We start from the raw sequence: 14,529 nt of genomic DNA, 5'->3' as shown, positions 1-14,529 counted from the left end.
CATGGTGATTCAGGTGTGTCACTCGCGCGCGCGGCCGACAGCGCCACGCGGCGCAATTCAATGGGCGGCCTGACTGCCGCCCTGCGCGGCTTCGGGCACGATCGGCCGGATCGAACCGGGCACGATGCTCGCGCCGAAGTCGCGAATCAGTTGCTGCACGAACGGATCGGCGCCGATGTCGCGTTCGGCGTCGCGCTGGCGCTCAGCACGCATGGCGGCGTCGAGCGCTGCGGCCGTGCGGCGCGCCGGTCCAACGGTCACATCGAGTTCGACGGTCTTGCCAAGGCTTTCGGCGAGCGCCGCCTTGAGCTTCGCGACCTGCGAGGCTTCCGCGTATTGCGGCACCGGCACGCTGAGTTTCAGCACGCCGTTATCGAGCGCGGTGAGTTCGCTGTTGAAGGCGAGCTGATACGAGATGCCCTTGAGCGGCAGCGTCGCGGCGAGCGCGGGCCAGTCGCCGTTAAAGCCAATGGCGTCGAGCGGGATGCCCGGCGGCAGCTTGCTCACATCGACCACGGCCGCCGACGGTGCGGCAGGCGCGGCGGCGCGCGGCGCGCGAGCTTCGCTTTCGAGGGACGGCGCAAAACCGTCGTCGGGCGACGAGAAATACGCATCGTCGGCGCCAAGCGGCACGTAGTCGTCCGGCGGAATATCGTCCCACGGCGGTGCGCCCGACGCATCCTGCGAAGCGCTTGCCTGACGGGCCGGCTGACGCGCCTGCGCTTCCTGCGCGGCGGCGGCGCGACGGGCGGGATCGGGCGTCGGCACCTTCACTTCCATGCGCGGCGTGGCTTTTTGCGCAACGGGCGTGGCAGGCGCAGCCGTCGTGCCGCGTGCGCCGCGTTCCGGCGAAATACGCAGACCCTTGTTACGCAACACGTCGAGCGCCGCGCTTGCGCCGCCGGCAGCGCGCGAGGCAGGCGATGCAGGTTCAGCGGCGAGTTCTACGGGCGCGGTTGTCGGCTCGGGCTCTGCAACGGGGGCCGAGGCCGCCGCGACAGGCGCTGGCGCAGCTTCTTCGACCTTGGCTTCGCTCGCTTCAGGCGCGGCTTCGTCTTCCCACGGCGGCACGATGCGCGCTTGCGGCGCGCTCATGGTTTGCTCCACGACGGGCTTTTCGGTTTCGACCTTCGGCGCTGGCGCTGCTGCCGGTGTTTCGGCAGGCACTTCGATACGCGTCGCAGCAACAGGCGCAACCGGTGCAATCGGTGCAATCGGCTTCGGCGCGACCACACGCTCGACCGGCGCAGCGCTTGCAACCGATGCCGCGGACGCAGCAGGAGCAGCCGCACGGGCAACACCCGCAGCAGCGGGCCTCGACGCAGGCGCACTACCCACGCTTCCCGCACTCGTCGACGGTTCGAACGCCAGCATGCGCAGCAGCGTCATCGTGAAACCGGCGTACTCATCGGGCGCGAGACCCAGTTCGCTGCGACCGAGCGTGGCGATCTGATAGAAAAGCTGGACCTGTTCCGGGCTCAGCGCATCGGCGAAACGGCGCAGATCCTCGGCTTCCGGCCATTCGTCGAGCACCGACGCCGGCGCGAACTGCGCCCACGCGATGCGATGGAACAGGCTGGCGAGATCCTGCAGCGCCGTGGAGAACGACAGGCTGCGCAGCGCCATTTCGTCGGCGATGGCGAGCACCTGTGCACCGTCGCCCGCCACCAGCGCGTCGATGAGGCGGATCAGATAGCTCTGGTCGAGCGCGCCGAGCATGCCGCGCACGGCCTCTTCCGTGACCTGATTGGCCGAATAGGCGATCGCCTGATCGGTCAGCGAGAGCGCGTCGCGCATCGAGCCGTCGGCCGCGCGTGCGAGCAGACGCAGCGCCTGCGGTTCGAACTCGACCTTTTCTTCGCCAAGAATGTGCGTGAGATGCTCGACGATATTGCCGGCCGGCATCTGCTTCAGATTGAACTGCAGGCAGCGCGACAGCACCGTGACCGGAATTTTCTGCGGATCGGTCGTGGCGAGGATGAACTTGACGTGCGGCGGCGGTTCTTCCAGCGTCTTCAGCATGGCATTGAAGGCGTGGTTCGTGAGCATGTGCACTTCGTCGATCATATAGACCTTGAAGCGCGCATCCACGGGCGCGTAGACGGCGCGCTCCAGCAGCGCAGCCATTTCATCCACGCCGCGATTGCTCGCCGCGTCCATCTCGACGTAATCGACGAAACGGCCTTCGTCGATTTCCCGGCAAGCGCGACACACGCCGCACGGCTTCGAGGTCACGCCCGTCTCGCAATTGAGCGCCTTGGCGAAGATGCGCGAGAGCGTCGTCTTGCCCACGCCGCGCGTGCCCGTGAAGAGATACGCGTGATGGAGACGGCCGCCGTCGAGCGCGTGCGTGAGCGCGCGCACCACGTGCTCCTGTCCGACGAGCGAAGCGAAATCCTTCGGTCGCCACTTGCGTGCGAGAACTTGATAGGTCATCTGGAAATTGTATCAGCAACGCCCGCGCGCCTAGATGAATCGAAAGGCGGGCAGCGCCTTGCGCACGGGGCGTGACGGGCATGCGCACGACGCCGGGCGGCAGGCATGACGCAAGACGCGAATGCACATTCACGCACAGCTGCTGCACGCGACATCACGGCGCAAACACTGCATATGACTTTGGGGATACAGCGGGAAAAACCAGAGATGAACGACAGAGAACAGCAGAAGAGAATCAACTCTAAAAGTTGAAGGTGACGAGCCCGACCCTCGGCACTGGCGGAAAACGGCTGTGGCTGCTTCGTTCCCGACCTGACCAGGTTGACCGCCCCACCATGCGAGGAGGCCCGTCACGGCGCATTCTAACACCGGATACGCCGTCTTGAGAATGCCGTACTGCAAAACTCTTCGAATCCGCGAAAATCCGCCTTCCCGGCACAGCGCGCGGCACACCGCAGCAAGCCCTTGCAAACCCTCGCGGCAGCACCATATCGGGATCATGAAATGCTTGCGAGCGCACGTACTCAGGTGAAGCCGGCATGGGCCGTCCAGCCTCGTTGCACGTAATTCGCGCACGATCGGCATCACGAACAGGCACGAATACATCGTGAAAAAGGCGGGAAACCCTGTTGGCGGTATGCGTACTATCACCGTCGGCAACGCATAGGGATTTAGGCTACACTGGCGGCGACCTTCGTCAGGAAAGCCTTGGCGAGTGGATCCGGAGCCGCCCGGCGTGTCTGGGCATCCCCGGAACTATTTTGAGTTTTGGTGTATCGTGGCGAGCAATTCAATCAGCCTCGATCCGAAAGAGGTATTTAGACAATGAGCGAACAAATCAAGCACATCAGCGACGCATCGTTCGAACAGGACGTCGTGAAATCCGATAAGCCCGTGCTGCTGGACTTCTGGGCCGAATGGTGCGGCCCCTGCAAAATGATCGCGCCGATTCTCGACGAAGTCGCGAAGGATTACGGCGATCGCCTGCAAGTCGCAAAGATCAATGTCGACGAGCATCAATCGACGCCGGTCAAGTTTGGCGTGCGCGGCATCCCGACGCTGATCCTCTTCAAGAACGGCGCCGTCGCGGCGCAAAAGGTTGGTGCACTCTCGAAGTCGCAGCTGACCGCGTTCCTGGACAGCCACCTGTAAAACGGCGCCGCGCCGCTAGCACGCTTTCTATGCCCTGCCGGGCAAGCACCCTCCCCGGCCTGTCCGATTCAAATAACGAATACTGGATGCATAGACTGGAATCACGAGCGAGCGGCGCACCCGCAGGAATACGCGGGCGCGCATGTTGTCCACCGACAACACGCGCCTGAAAAACATGCCGAAACATGCCGTTGGGCTCCACTGACGGTTTTTGGCGTGTGCTATGCTAGAATTCATAAAGCGTCTACCCGGCGCCCTTATATAAGTCCTTGAGCGGTTCCGCTCGCTTCTTTTCCCCCTGACTTCTTTTCGTCGCTCCCTTCCCGACGGGTTCTCCGTATGCATCTTTCCGAGCTCAAGTCTCTGCACGTGTCCGAATTGATCGAGATGGCCAATGGCCTCGAGATCGAAAATGCGAACCGCCTGCGCAAGCAGGAACTCATGTTCGCGATTCTCAAAAAGCGCGCCAAGACGGGCGAAACGATCTTCGGTGACGGCACGCTCGAAGTGCTCCCGGACGGCTTCGGCTTCCTGCGCTCGCCGGAAACTTCGTATCTCGCCAGCACGGACGATATTTACATCAGCCCGTCGCAGATCCGCCGCTTCAATCTGCACACCGGCGACACGATCGAAGGTGAAGTGCGCACGCCGAAGGACGGCGAACGCTATTTCGCGCTCGTCAAGGTGGACAAGGTCAACGGCCAGCCGCCGGAAGCCTCGAAGCACAAGATCATGTTCGAGAACCTCACGCCGCTGCACCCGAACAAGGTGCTGCTGCTTGAGCGCGAAATGCGCGGCGAGGAGAACGTGACGGGCCGCATCATCGACATGATCGCGCCTATCGGCAAGGGTCAGCGCGGCCTGCTGGTCGCTTCGCCCAAGTCCGGCAAGACCGTGATGCTTCAGCACATCGCGCACGCCATCAAGCAGAACCACCCGGATGTCGTGCTGTTCGTGCTGCTGATCGACGAGCGTCCTGAAGAAGTGACCGAAATGCAGCGCTCGGTCGCAGGCGAAGTGATCGCCTCTACGTTCGACGAACCGGCTGCGCGTCACGTTCAGGTCGCCGAAATGGTGATCGAAAAGGCCAAGCGCCTGGTCGAAATGAAGCACGACGTCGTGATTCTGCTCGACTCCATCACGCGTCTGGCGCGCGCCTACAACACGGTCGTGCCGGCATCGGGCAAGGTGCTCACGGGCGGTGTGGACGCCAACGCGCTGCAACGTCCGAAGCGCTTCTTCGGTGCGGCACGCAACATCGAAGAAGGTGGCTCGCTCACCATCATCGGTACGGCGCTGATCGAAACCGGCAGCCGCATGGACGACGTGATCTACGAAGAGTTCAAGGGCACCGGCAATATGGAAGTGCACCTGGAGCGCCGTCTCGCGGAAAAGCGCGTCTATCCGTCGATCAACCTGAACAAGTCGGGCACGCGTCGCGAAGAATTGCTGATCAAGCCGGACATCCTCCAGAAGATCTGGGTGCTGCGCAAGTTCATCCACGACATGGACGAAGTCGAAGCCATGGAATTCCTGCTCGACAAGATTCGCCAGACGAAGAACAACTCCGAGTTCTTCGACATGATGCGCCGCGGCGGCTAAATTCCGCCTGCCTGACGCACGACAAAACGCCCGCTGCTTGCGGGCGTTTTTCATTTTCCGCAACGAGCTATGGCGCACCAAACATGAACGTGAACGTTCACGTTGCTCTATAATCGGGCCGATGTCTTTGCTGCCGCCAGAAGGCGGCTGACCGTCGATGCCCAGCCACTCCCCCACGCTGCTGACGGTGCGCGACGCCGCCAAACGGCTTGGCGTAACGCCCCGCACGCTCAAATATTACGAGGAACGCGGCCTCGTCACGCCCACGCGCAGCGAGGGTCGATACCGCCTTTACGACGAACAGGATCTCGAACAGTTCGGCCGCATCCTGCGGCTGCGCGCGCTCGGCTTTTCGCTGCACGGTATTACCGAAATGCTCAAACGGCCGCTGGAAACCGTGGGCGACGGCCGTCGCCGGTATTCGCAGGAGTCGCTGAAACAGATTGCCGATGCGCTCGAACAGCAGATCGGCACGCTCGACGCCCGCATCACGGATGTGCGCCGCGAACTCAAGGAGGCACAGACCGTGCGCGCCGAACTTGCGCACGATCTCGACTATCTGAAACGCCGCCTTGCGGGCGAGCCCTCTGACGCGCTGATCAACGAGCGCCTGGCGGCGACGCGGCGACGCAAGCAGGCAGCGCAGGCGCACGACAGCCAGACGCGCCCGGACGCCGCACTCGACGCGCCCGCCAATGCGCATAGCGGCAATCATGCGCGCAGCAAATCGGGCACCGCGCGCAAGACGAAATCCGCGCAAAAGCGCAGCGCAGACGATGGTGGCGACCCAGCGTGAGCACCGCCCCCATGCCTTCCCGCGCGCCGCTATTGAGCGCCGCCCGTCTGCGCGGCGACTTCTTCCCCTGGGTGCTCGCGCTCGCGACCGGCCTCGATTACTACGACAACGCCATATTTTCCTTTTTTACGAGTTATATCGCGGGCGGCATCAATGCTTCGCCCGATGAACTCGTGTGGTCGTCCAGCGCCTACGCGGTGGGCGCGGTGCTCGGCATCCTGCAGCAGCAATGGTGGGTCGAACGCGTGGGCTATCGCCGTTATGTAGCGGGCAGTCTGCTGTTCTATTCGGCGGGCGCGATGGCGGCGGCGCTGTGCGAATCGTCGATCGAACTGGCCTTCGCGCGCGGTTTCCAGGGTTACTGCATCGGCCCGATGATGGGCACCTGCCGCATCCTGATCCAGATCTGCTTCACGCCGCAGCAGCGCCCAGTGGCGACGCGCGCGTTTCTGATCCTGATCGTTTTGTCGAGCGCACTCGCTCCGCTCGCGGGCGGCCTGCTGGTGTCGCATTTCGACTGGCGCGCGCTGTTTGCGTTTTCCGCGCCGGCCGGCGTCATCTATGCCGTGCTGGCTCTGCTGGCACTACCCGATTCAGGCCATGTGCTGCCCGAGGAACGCGGCGGCACGCATTTCTGGCCCTACATCATTTTTGCGTTCGCCCAGGGTGCATTGCAGATCGCCATGCAGCAGGTCCGTTTCGAGCTCTTCAGCAACTCGCCCGGCATTCTCTTTCTCACCGTGGCAGGCATGGCGGCGCTGGCGTGGTTTGCGTGGCATCAATGGCATCACCCGAAGCCGCTCATGCGCCTGCATGCGCTGCGCGAAAAGCCGTTTCGCGTCGGTTTGCTGCTCTACATGCTCTATTACTATCTGACCACGGCGCTCAGCTACCAGGTGTCGCGCCTGCTGGAAGGCGGCCTGAACTATCCGGTCGAGAACGCCGGACGTCTCACCGGTGTTACTTCGCTCATCTCCGCCACCGCGCTGTTCGTCTATTTCCGCTACTCGAAGTACATCGCGCACAAGAAGTGGATCATCGTCCCGGGCTTCGTGCTTGCCGCCTTCATCGCGTTCTGGATGACGCGCCTCACGCCCGACACCAGCCAAAGCTGGCTCGTCTTTCCGCTGCTGCTGCGCGGCCTGCTGCTGCTCTTCATCGTGTTGCCGGTGGCGAACCTCACGTTTCGCATCTTCGCCATCGAGGAATTCACGCACGGCTACCGCCTGAAAAATGTCGTACGTCAATTGACGATGTCATTCGCGACCGCGACGGTTATCATCCTTGAGCAACACCGGCTGGCGCTGCATCAGACCCGACTGGTGGAATTCGTGAACCCGCTCAACCCGATCTTCCAGAACACGTACGCGACGCTCGTGCATGCCTTCGAAGGGCTCGGCCGCTCGCCTAGCGAAGCGCAGGGACTCGCCATCGCGCAGATGAGCCGGATGGTCGCGCAGCAGGCCAGTTTCCTGAGTTCGCTCGACGGGTTTTATTTTCTGATCGGCGTGGCCATCGTGGGCGGCGTGTTTGCCGCGTGGCAAAAGCAGATCGACTGAATGACTGAATGACGTAGCTCGATGCTTTCGAAACTGACGAACTGGTTCGATACGCGCCGCCGCGAAAAAGCGCTGCGCACCTATGCGATCAACGACGCGCTCTGGCAGGCCACGCTCGACGGCCTACCGTTCCTCGCCTACCTCGACGCCGCCGATCTCGTGCGTCTGCGCGAACTCACCAGCCTCTTTCTCGCGCACAAGGAATTCACCACCGCGCACCAACTGGAACTGACCGACCAGATCGCCGTGGCCATTGCGGTACAGGCCTCGCTGCCGGTGCTCAATCTTTCGCTCGACCTCTACAAGGGCTGGGTTGGCGTGACGGTGTATCCAGGTGAATTCATCATTCGCAAGACGGTCGAGGACGAGGACGGCGTGGTCCACGAAGTCGAGCACGACGCCAGCGGAGAGGCATGGGAAGGCGGCCCGGTGCTGCTGTCCTGGGAAGACGCGCAGATGACCGATGGCCGCGATGCCTACAACGTCGTGATCCACGAATTCGCGCACAAGATCGACATGCTCAACGGCGAGGCCGACGGTCATCCGCCCCTTTTTCGCCGCTGGCATGCGCCACTTGATGCGCAGGCGTGGGCCGATGTCTTCGACCATGCCTACGACCAATTCTGCGACAAAGTGGACGCCGTGCCGGAGCGCCGCTGGACGCGTTTCGAGCGCGAGTCCCTGATCGATCCCTACGCCGCCGATCATCCGTCCGAATTCTTCGCGGTCTGCAGCGAGGCGCTATTCGTCAAGCCACAGGCGTTCGAGGCCGAATATCCGCAGCTGTACCGGCTGCTCGCGCGCTATTACCGCCAGGACCCCGCGCGCGTAGGCGCGCTGGCGGCGTCGGACACGTGATTGCATCGCTCGAAAAATCGCCAAGCGGCTGATTTTCTGGCATAATCGCCGTTTTTCGACCTTGGGCAAGTGGCTCGCGCCTGTTTCCGCAAGGATTCAAGCAAGGGCGCCGGTACTGCATAGGGCAGCCGGGCTCGCGGGTTGGCTACCGCCAGATTTAAGGATTAATCATGAAAGCAGGCATTCACCCGGATTACCGCGAAGTTCTGTTCATCGACGTTTCGAACGACTTCAAGTTCGTGACCCGTTCGACGATCCAGACGCGCGAAACCGCAGAATTCAACGGCAAGACCTACCCGCTCGCAAAGATCGAAGTCTCGTCGGAATCGCACCCGTTCTACACGGGCACGCAGAAGATCATGGACACGGCCGGCCGCGTCGAAAAGTTCAACAAGAAGTTCGGCGCACGCGCCACGGGCAAGGCAACGAAGTAATTCGTTGCACCGGCGTCAAGCCGGTCCCAGCTGCTTCCAGCCGGAAGCACAGCAAAAAAGGGCAGCCTACGCTGCCCTTTTTTATTGCCCGCTGCCTGCGTTGCCCATGCGCTCATTGCGCCTGCATCGAAGCTCCGGTAAGACTCGGTCGCACCTGCGCCATGACGCTTGCAGGCGCGCCCGGCTAGAATGCCGGATGCTCCTGACCGGACGCCGACGCGTCGATCGCGGCGCTTTGTTATCTTGAAGCCGCCTGGATGTCGCACACCCCGGTCCGCCTACCCGATTCTTTCGTACTGCATGAAGCCTGCCATTCGCCTGACCGCCTCCGCCACCAGCGCCCTGCCGCGCTGGCTGCTGCTGACCATCACCATCGTGTTCGCGTCGTTCGGCCTGTTTGGCCGCGATCCCTGGAAGAACGAGGATGCGGCGGGTTTCGGCGTAATGTGGACGATGGCCGGCGGCACGTCGCACGACTGGCTGCTGCCGAATCTCGTCGGCAAATACGTGACCGAGAATGGTCCGCTGGGCTACTGGCTCGGCGCGCTGTGTATCCGCATCTTCGCGCCGTGGGTGGATGCGAGCAATGCCTCGCGTGTCGCCACGGGCCTGCTGTTCTGCTTCGCCTGTGCGTTCGTGTGGTACAGCGCCTATCTGCTGGGCCGCCGTGCCGAAGTGCAGCCTTTCAAGTATGCGTTCGGCGGCGAGCCCGAACCGCGCGACTACGGCCGCACGCTGGCCGATGGCGCCCTGCTCATTCTGCTGGCCTGTTTCGGCCTCGCCGAGCGCGGTCACGAAACCACGCCGCAGCTGATGCAGTTCCTCGGTATCGCGATGCTGGTCTACGGCCTGGTGCGCGCCATCGACAAGCCCATCCAGGGCGCGATCTGGTGGGGCCTGGCGCTGGGCGTCGTGATGCTGTCGAGTGGTCCGGTGCTGGTGGGCGCGCTGCTCGTCGGCACGCTGGTGATGCTCGCCTTCGCGCCCAATACGCGTTCGCGCTGGCTGCTGGTGGCAGGCCTGCCGGTCGCGATCGTGGTCGCCTTCTCGTGGCCGCTGATCGCGCTGCACGCGTATCCGGACGACGCCGTCTGGTTCATCAACCAGTGGGCGCGCACCAACGTCAACGCATTCGCGGGTCCGCCCGGCTCGGTGCTGCGCTACGCGGCCAAGAACCTGCCGCTGTTCACCTGGCCCGCGTGGCCGCTCGCGATCTGGGCATGGGTGAGCTGGGCCGGTCTGCGCCGCGCGCCGCACATTGCGATTCCGCTTTCGGTGATCGTGCCGCTGCTGGTCCTCGTGGTGGTGCAAAGCCACGAAACCAATCGCCTCTTCATGCTGGTACTGCCCGCGCTGTCAGTGCTCGCGACCTTCGCGCTGCCTACGCTCAAGCGCGAAGCAATCAATGCGATAGACTGGTTCGCGGTGCTGAGCTTCACGATTCTCAGCACCTTCGTATGGCTGGTCTGGCTGGCGGGCATGACGGGCTTTCCCGCGCCGCTCGCGCGCAACCTCGCGCGTCTCGTGCCGGGCTTCGCGCCGCAGTTCAAGATTCTCTCCTTCGTCTGCGCGGTGGGCGTGACCTTGTGCTGGATGGCGCTGGTGCAATGGCGCGTGGCGCGTCATCCGAAGGTGTTGTGGCGCAGCGTGGTGCTGTCGAGCGGCGGCACCACGCTGATGTGGGTGCTGCTGATGACGCTGTGGCTGCCGGTCGTCAACTACAGCCGCACCTATAAGGACGTCGCGCAGCAGATCTCCGCGCACCTGCCCGCCGACTATCAGTGCATTTCGCCGGTGCGTCTGGGCGACGCGCAGATCGCCACCTTCGCCTACTTCGGCAAGATGCACTTCTCGTTCGACGACGACTGCGACGTGATCCTGCGTCAGGACACCCAGGACTACGGCGAACCCAGCTCGATGTCGGACTTCGTCTGGAAGCGGGTCTGGGAAGGCCGCCGCGCCGCCGACCGCGACGAGCGCTTCCGCCTTTATGTGCGCATCGACCGTCCGCAGCCGCCGCTCAAGAAGCACGTCTGGCGCAAGCGCCCCGACTGATGCGACTCCGGTTCATGCGATCGAGGCCGCGGTGACCACCACTTTCCTGGGCGACGTCCGGCGCATCGCCGGTCTCGCGTGGCCGGTGCTGGTCGGGCAGCTCGCGATCATTGCGTTCGGCGTGATCGACACGGCGATGGTGGGGCGCTATTCAGCGCTCGACCTCGCCGCGCTCGGTCTTGGCTCGTCGATCTACGTTTCGGTTTATATCGGCCTCACCGGCATTCTTTCGGCGCTGCAGCCGGTGGCCGCGCAACTGTATGGCGCGCGCAAGGATGCCGAGATCGGCGAGGAAGTGCGCCAGGCCTTCTGGCTCGCGCTCGTGCTGATGGTGATCGGCTTCGTGATCCTCTATTTCCCGGGTCCGCTGCTCGACCTCGCGCGCGCGCCCGAAGCGCTGCGCGATCGCACCATCGGCTATCTGCGGCTGCTGTCGTTCGGGCTGCCGGCAAGCCTCGCGTTCCGCATCTATAGCTCGCTGTCCAACGCGGTTGGACGCCCGCGCCTCGTCATGTTCCTGCAGGTGGGCGCGCTCGCGATCAAGGTGCCGCTCAATACGTGGCTGATTTTTGGCGGTCTGCGCGTGCCCGCGCTAGGCGGCCCCGGCTGCGCGCTCGCCAGCACGTCGATCAACTGGGCGCTGGTGCTGTGCGCGGCTGTGGCTTTCATGCGCATCGACGTGTTCGCGCCTTTCGAGATCTTCAGGCACTTCTGCTGGCCCGTCTGGAAGCGTCAGGTGCAACTGCTCAAGCTTGGCATTCCGATGGGGCTGTCGTATCTCATCGAGGTGACCTCCTACACCTTCATGGCGATCTTCATCGCGCGGCTGGGCACGACGACGCTGGCGGGCCACCAGATCGCCGGCAACATGGGCGCGGTGCTCTACATGACGCCGCTGTCGATTGGCGTGGCGACGTCGACGCTGGTGGCGCAGGCGCTGGGCGGCAACCGTCCCGCCGAAGCGCGCACGCTCGCGCGGCACGGCGTGATGACGGCGGTGGCGATCGCATGCTGCTATGGCGCGATCGTGTTCGTGCTGCGCCCGCTCATCATTGGCGGCTATACGCCCGATCCGGCCGTGGCGGTGGCTGCCATGCCGCTGGTGGCGATCGTGACCGTCTATCACGTGTTCGACGCGCTGCAGATCACCACGGCGTTCGCGCTGCGCGCGTACAAGGTCGCCGTGGTGCCGACGCTCATCTATGCCATTGCCCTCTGGGGCGTGGGCCTGGGCGGCGGCTATGCACTCGGTTTCGACGTATTCGGCGGACTGCCCGCCTGGGCGACCGGCGCACGCGGTTTCTGGATCGCCAATGCGGCGAGTCTGGTCATCGCCGGCGCGGGCCTTGTCGTCTATCTGTCGCGGGTCAGCACGCGATACTTGCAGGACCGGCGCTGATCGACGATCTGCCGGCCCGGCGCGCAATCCGCGTCTTTCCGGACTCAACTACGACTGGCTGTTAGTTGCAGAACGGAGGCGGGAAAATCAGTCTGACTCGCGTGCCGTCTGTGCCGTCTGTGTCCTCCGCGCCGCCTCCACCGTCTGCGCCGCATGATACGAAGACCGCACCAGCGGCCCCGCAACCACCTCGCGAAATCCCATCCTCAAGCCCGCTTCCCGCAGCGCCGCGAACTCGTCCGGATGCAGATAACGGCGCACCGGCAGGTGAAAACGCGAAGGCGCAAGATACTGCCCGATGGTCAGCACCTCCACGCCGTGCTCGCGCAGGTCGCCCATCGTCGCCTGCAAGGCCTGATCGGTTTCGCCAAGCCCCACCATCAGCCCCGACTTCGTGACCAGCGCCGCATGCGCCGCTTTCGCGCGGGCCAGCAGATCGAGCGAGCCGCGATAATCCGCGCCCGGCCGCGCCGCGCGATAGAGCGACGGCACAGTCTCGATGTTGTGATTGAACACGTCGGGCCACGCGAGCGACAGCGCATCGAGCGCACGCCCGATACGGCCACGAAAATCCGGCGTCAGAATTTCCACGCCAATGCCCTGCACGCGCGCTCGCACCTGCTCGATACACTGCGCGAAATGCGCCGCGCCGCCGTCACGCAGATCGTCTCGATCCACCGAGGTAATCACGACATGACGCAAGCCAAGCGCCGCGACCGCCGCCGCCAGATGCGCGGGCTCATCGGCATCGAGCGGCGCGGGCCGTCCGTGCGCGACATCGCAGAACGGACAGCGCCGCGTACACAGGCCGCCCATGATCATGAAAGTGGCGGTGCGCTGCGCGAAGCATTCGCCGATGTTCGGGCACATCGCCTCCTCGCAGACCGAATGCAGCCGATGTTCGCGCAGCACCGTGGCCACTTGCGCCACCGTGGCGCTCATCATCGGACGCGCGCGCAGCCACGGCGGCTTCGGCAGCACCTCGCCGGAAGGCGCGGGCACGATCTTCACCGGAATGCGCGCGAGCTTCTCGCGGCTGCGCAGGCCGTGCTGGCCAAGCGCGGTGTCGCCGGGCAAAGTCGCTTCAGACACGGCCTCGCTCATCGTCAGCCTCCCGACTCGAAAAAGGCCTTGAGCAGCCGGTTGACCTCGGCGGCCGCCTCCATCTGCACCATATGCCCCTTGCCAGCGATCACCTCCACGCTGACCGTGGGCGCAAGCCCCTGCGCATGCTTCGACGTAATGATCTGGTCAGCCTCGCCCCAGATCACGAGCACGCGGGGTGCAAGCGTCGACAGCCTGTCGCGGAACACGCGCCGTTGCGTCCCGCCCTCGAACGCCTGCGCCGCGATCTTGCGCAACGCGTCCTGCACGCCTTCGAGCCGCTTGTACTTGACGAGGTCCTCCACCAGTTGACGCGTGACCAGCGACGGATCGGCGAACAGCTTCGTGACATGCGGCTTCAGTGCATTGCGATTCGCAGCCGTGACAAAGCCTTCGATATACGCACCATCGATCTCGTCGCCCAGTCCCGCGCTCGCGATCAACGCCAGCGACGCGACCCGCGCGGGCGCGCCCTCCGCAACCGCCATCGCCACCGCGCCGCCCAGCGAATGCCCGACCAGATGCGCGCGCCCGATCTCCTGGGCGTCGAGAAACGCAAGCACGCTCTGCGCGAGTTCGTCGATCGCCCCGCTTTCCACCGCTTTGCCCGACTCGCCATGCCCCGGCAGATCGAGCGCCCAGACTGCGCGGTCGGCGGCCAGATCGGCGTGATTGAACAGCCAGTTGTTGAGGTCGCCGCCGAAGCCGTGAATCAGCACCACGGGCGTGCCGCCGCCCTGATGTTCTTCACCCAGTTTCAGCCAGCGCACCGTGCGCCCGCCGATCTGCGCCTTCTGCGGCTGCGGCCCGGCGTCCGCGTCGCCGGCTTTCGCGGGCACGAAATCGCGCTGGAATTCACTCACCGCGGCATCGATTTCGGCGTCCGAAGTTTGCGCATCGGCGACCACGCCCAGCAGCGCGCCGACCGGCAGCGTATCGCCCTCCTGCGCGATCTGCCGCCGCAGAATCCCGTCGAAGGCGCACTCCACGCCCGAGGCGATCTTGTCCGATTCGACGTCGAGCAACTCCTCGCCCTTCGTCACCTGATCGCCCGTCGACTTGAGCCAGCCGTTCACCTGACCCTGCTCCATCGACAGGCCCCATTTGGGCATCGTGATCATATTGATCGGCATA

General features: G+C 64.2%; 10 protein-coding genes, 1 other RNA gene and 1 pseudogene. 8 read left to right on the top strand and 4 right to left on the bottom strand.

What is annotated here, in order from left to right:
* Nucleotides 1-57: 57 nt before the first annotated feature.
* On the bottom strand, nt 58-2,436 hold the full coding sequence (dnaX, locus tag F4827_RS22520) for a DNA polymerase III subunit gamma/tau (protein WP_183727225.1): 2,379 nt from the start codon (nt 2,434-2,436) through the stop codon (nt 58-60).
* Nucleotides 2,437-2,689: 253 nt separating this feature from the next.
* Nucleotides 2,690-2,788, bottom strand: an RNA gene (gene ffs, locus F4827_RS22515) — signal recognition particle sRNA small type.
* Nucleotides 2,789-3,261: 473 nt separating this feature from the next.
* On the opposite strand from ffs, the gene trxA reads away from it, so the two are divergent.
* The 8 genes and pseudogenes from trxA (at nt 3,262) to F4827_RS22475 (ending at nt 12,291) form a co-directional block, all read left to right on the top strand.
* The gene (trxA, locus tag F4827_RS22510; RefSeq protein WP_027818380.1) at nt 3,262-3,588 is read left to right on the top strand and encodes a thioredoxin TrxA; all 327 of its coding nucleotides are present in this window, start codon (nt 3,262-3,264) and stop codon (nt 3,586-3,588) included.
* 339 nt (nt 3,589-3,927) lie between these two features.
* The gene (gene rho / locus F4827_RS22505) at nt 3,928-5,190 is read left to right on the top strand and encodes a transcription termination factor Rho (RefSeq protein WP_027818379.1); all 1,263 of its coding nucleotides are present in this window, start codon (nt 3,928-3,930) and stop codon (nt 5,188-5,190) included.
* Nucleotides 5,191-5,347: 157 nt separating this feature from the next.
* Nucleotides 5,348-5,824, top strand: a pseudogene (locus F4827_RS22500) (MerR family transcriptional regulator); the annotation flags it as partial.
* Between the two features lie 173 nt (nt 5,825-5,997).
* A complete protein-coding gene (locus F4827_RS22495) occupies nt 5,998-7,545 on the top strand; it encodes an MFS transporter (RefSeq protein WP_183727282.1) in 1,548 nt (515 codons plus the stop codon).
* A gap of 21 nt (nt 7,546-7,566) precedes the next feature.
* A complete protein-coding gene (locus F4827_RS22490) occupies nt 7,567-8,403 on the top strand; it encodes a zinc-dependent peptidase (protein ID WP_183727221.1) in 837 nt (278 codons plus the stop codon).
* 170 nt (nt 8,404-8,573) lie between these two features.
* A complete protein-coding gene (locus F4827_RS22485; protein ID WP_027818376.1) occupies nt 8,574-8,837 on the top strand; it encodes a type B 50S ribosomal protein L31 in 264 nt (87 codons plus the stop codon).
* 300 nt (nt 8,838-9,137) lie between these two features.
* Entirely contained in the window at nt 9,138-10,892 is a 1,755-nt protein-coding gene (locus F4827_RS22480; protein ID WP_183727219.1) for a glycosyltransferase family 39 protein, read from the top strand.
* Nucleotides 10,893-10,923: 31 nt separating this feature from the next.
* Nucleotides 10,924-12,291 carry an MATE family efflux transporter gene (locus tag F4827_RS22475; RefSeq protein WP_311674147.1) on the top strand — a complete coding sequence of 456 codons (1,368 nt, stop codon included), beginning with the start codon at nt 10,924-10,926 and terminating at the stop codon, nt 12,289-12,291.
* Between the two features lie 87 nt (nt 12,292-12,378).
* On the opposite strand, the gene lipA is transcribed toward F4827_RS22475, so the two are convergent.
* Nucleotides 12,379-13,395, bottom strand: coding sequence for a lipoyl synthase (gene lipA / locus F4827_RS22470; protein WP_183727207.1), 1,017 nt, complete (start codon nt 13,393-13,395; stop codon nt 12,379-12,381).
* A gap of 2 nt (nt 13,396-13,397) precedes the next feature.
* Nucleotides 13,398-14,528: an acetoin dehydrogenase dihydrolipoyllysine-residue acetyltransferase subunit gene (locus F4827_RS22465; protein WP_183727190.1), complete on the bottom strand. Its 1,131-nt coding sequence runs from the start codon at nt 14,526-14,528 to the stop codon at nt 13,398-13,400.
* Nucleotide 14,529 lies beyond the last annotated feature (1 nt).

The organism is Paraburkholderia bannensis (assembly GCF_014200455.1).
Taxonomy (GTDB): domain Bacteria; phylum Pseudomonadota; class Gammaproteobacteria; order Burkholderiales; family Burkholderiaceae; genus Paraburkholderia; species Paraburkholderia bannensis_A.
This window is presented reverse-complemented; position numbering and strand designations above follow the sequence as displayed.

Coding starts and splice junctions, on each gene's coding strand:
- F4827_RS22485 (WP_027818376.1), top strand. CDS start 8,574: ATGAAAGCAGGCATTCACCCGGATTACCGCGAAGTTCTGTTCATCGAC.
- rho (WP_027818379.1), top strand. CDS start 3,928: ATGCATCTTTCCGAGCTCAAGTCTCTGCACGTGTCCGAATTGATCGAG.
- F4827_RS22495 (WP_183727282.1), top strand. CDS start 5,998: ATGCCTTCCCGCGCGCCGCTATTGAGCGCCGCCCGTCTGCGCGGCGAC.
- lipA (WP_183727207.1), bottom strand. CDS start 13,395: ATGAGCGAGGCCGTGTCTGAAGCGACTTTGCCCGGCGACACCGCGCTT.
- dnaX (WP_183727225.1), bottom strand. CDS start 2,436: ATGACCTATCAAGTTCTCGCACGCAAGTGGCGACCGAAGGATTTCGCT.
- F4827_RS22490 (WP_183727221.1), top strand. CDS start 7,567: ATGCTTTCGAAACTGACGAACTGGTTCGATACGCGCCGCCGCGAAAAA.
- F4827_RS22480 (WP_183727219.1), top strand. CDS start 9,138: ATGAAGCCTGCCATTCGCCTGACCGCCTCCGCCACCAGCGCCCTGCCG.
- F4827_RS22465 (WP_183727190.1), bottom strand. CDS start 14,528: ATGCCGATCAATATGATCACGATGCCCAAATGGGGCCTGTCGATGGAG.
- trxA (WP_027818380.1), top strand. CDS start 3,262: ATGAGCGAACAAATCAAGCACATCAGCGACGCATCGTTCGAACAGGAC.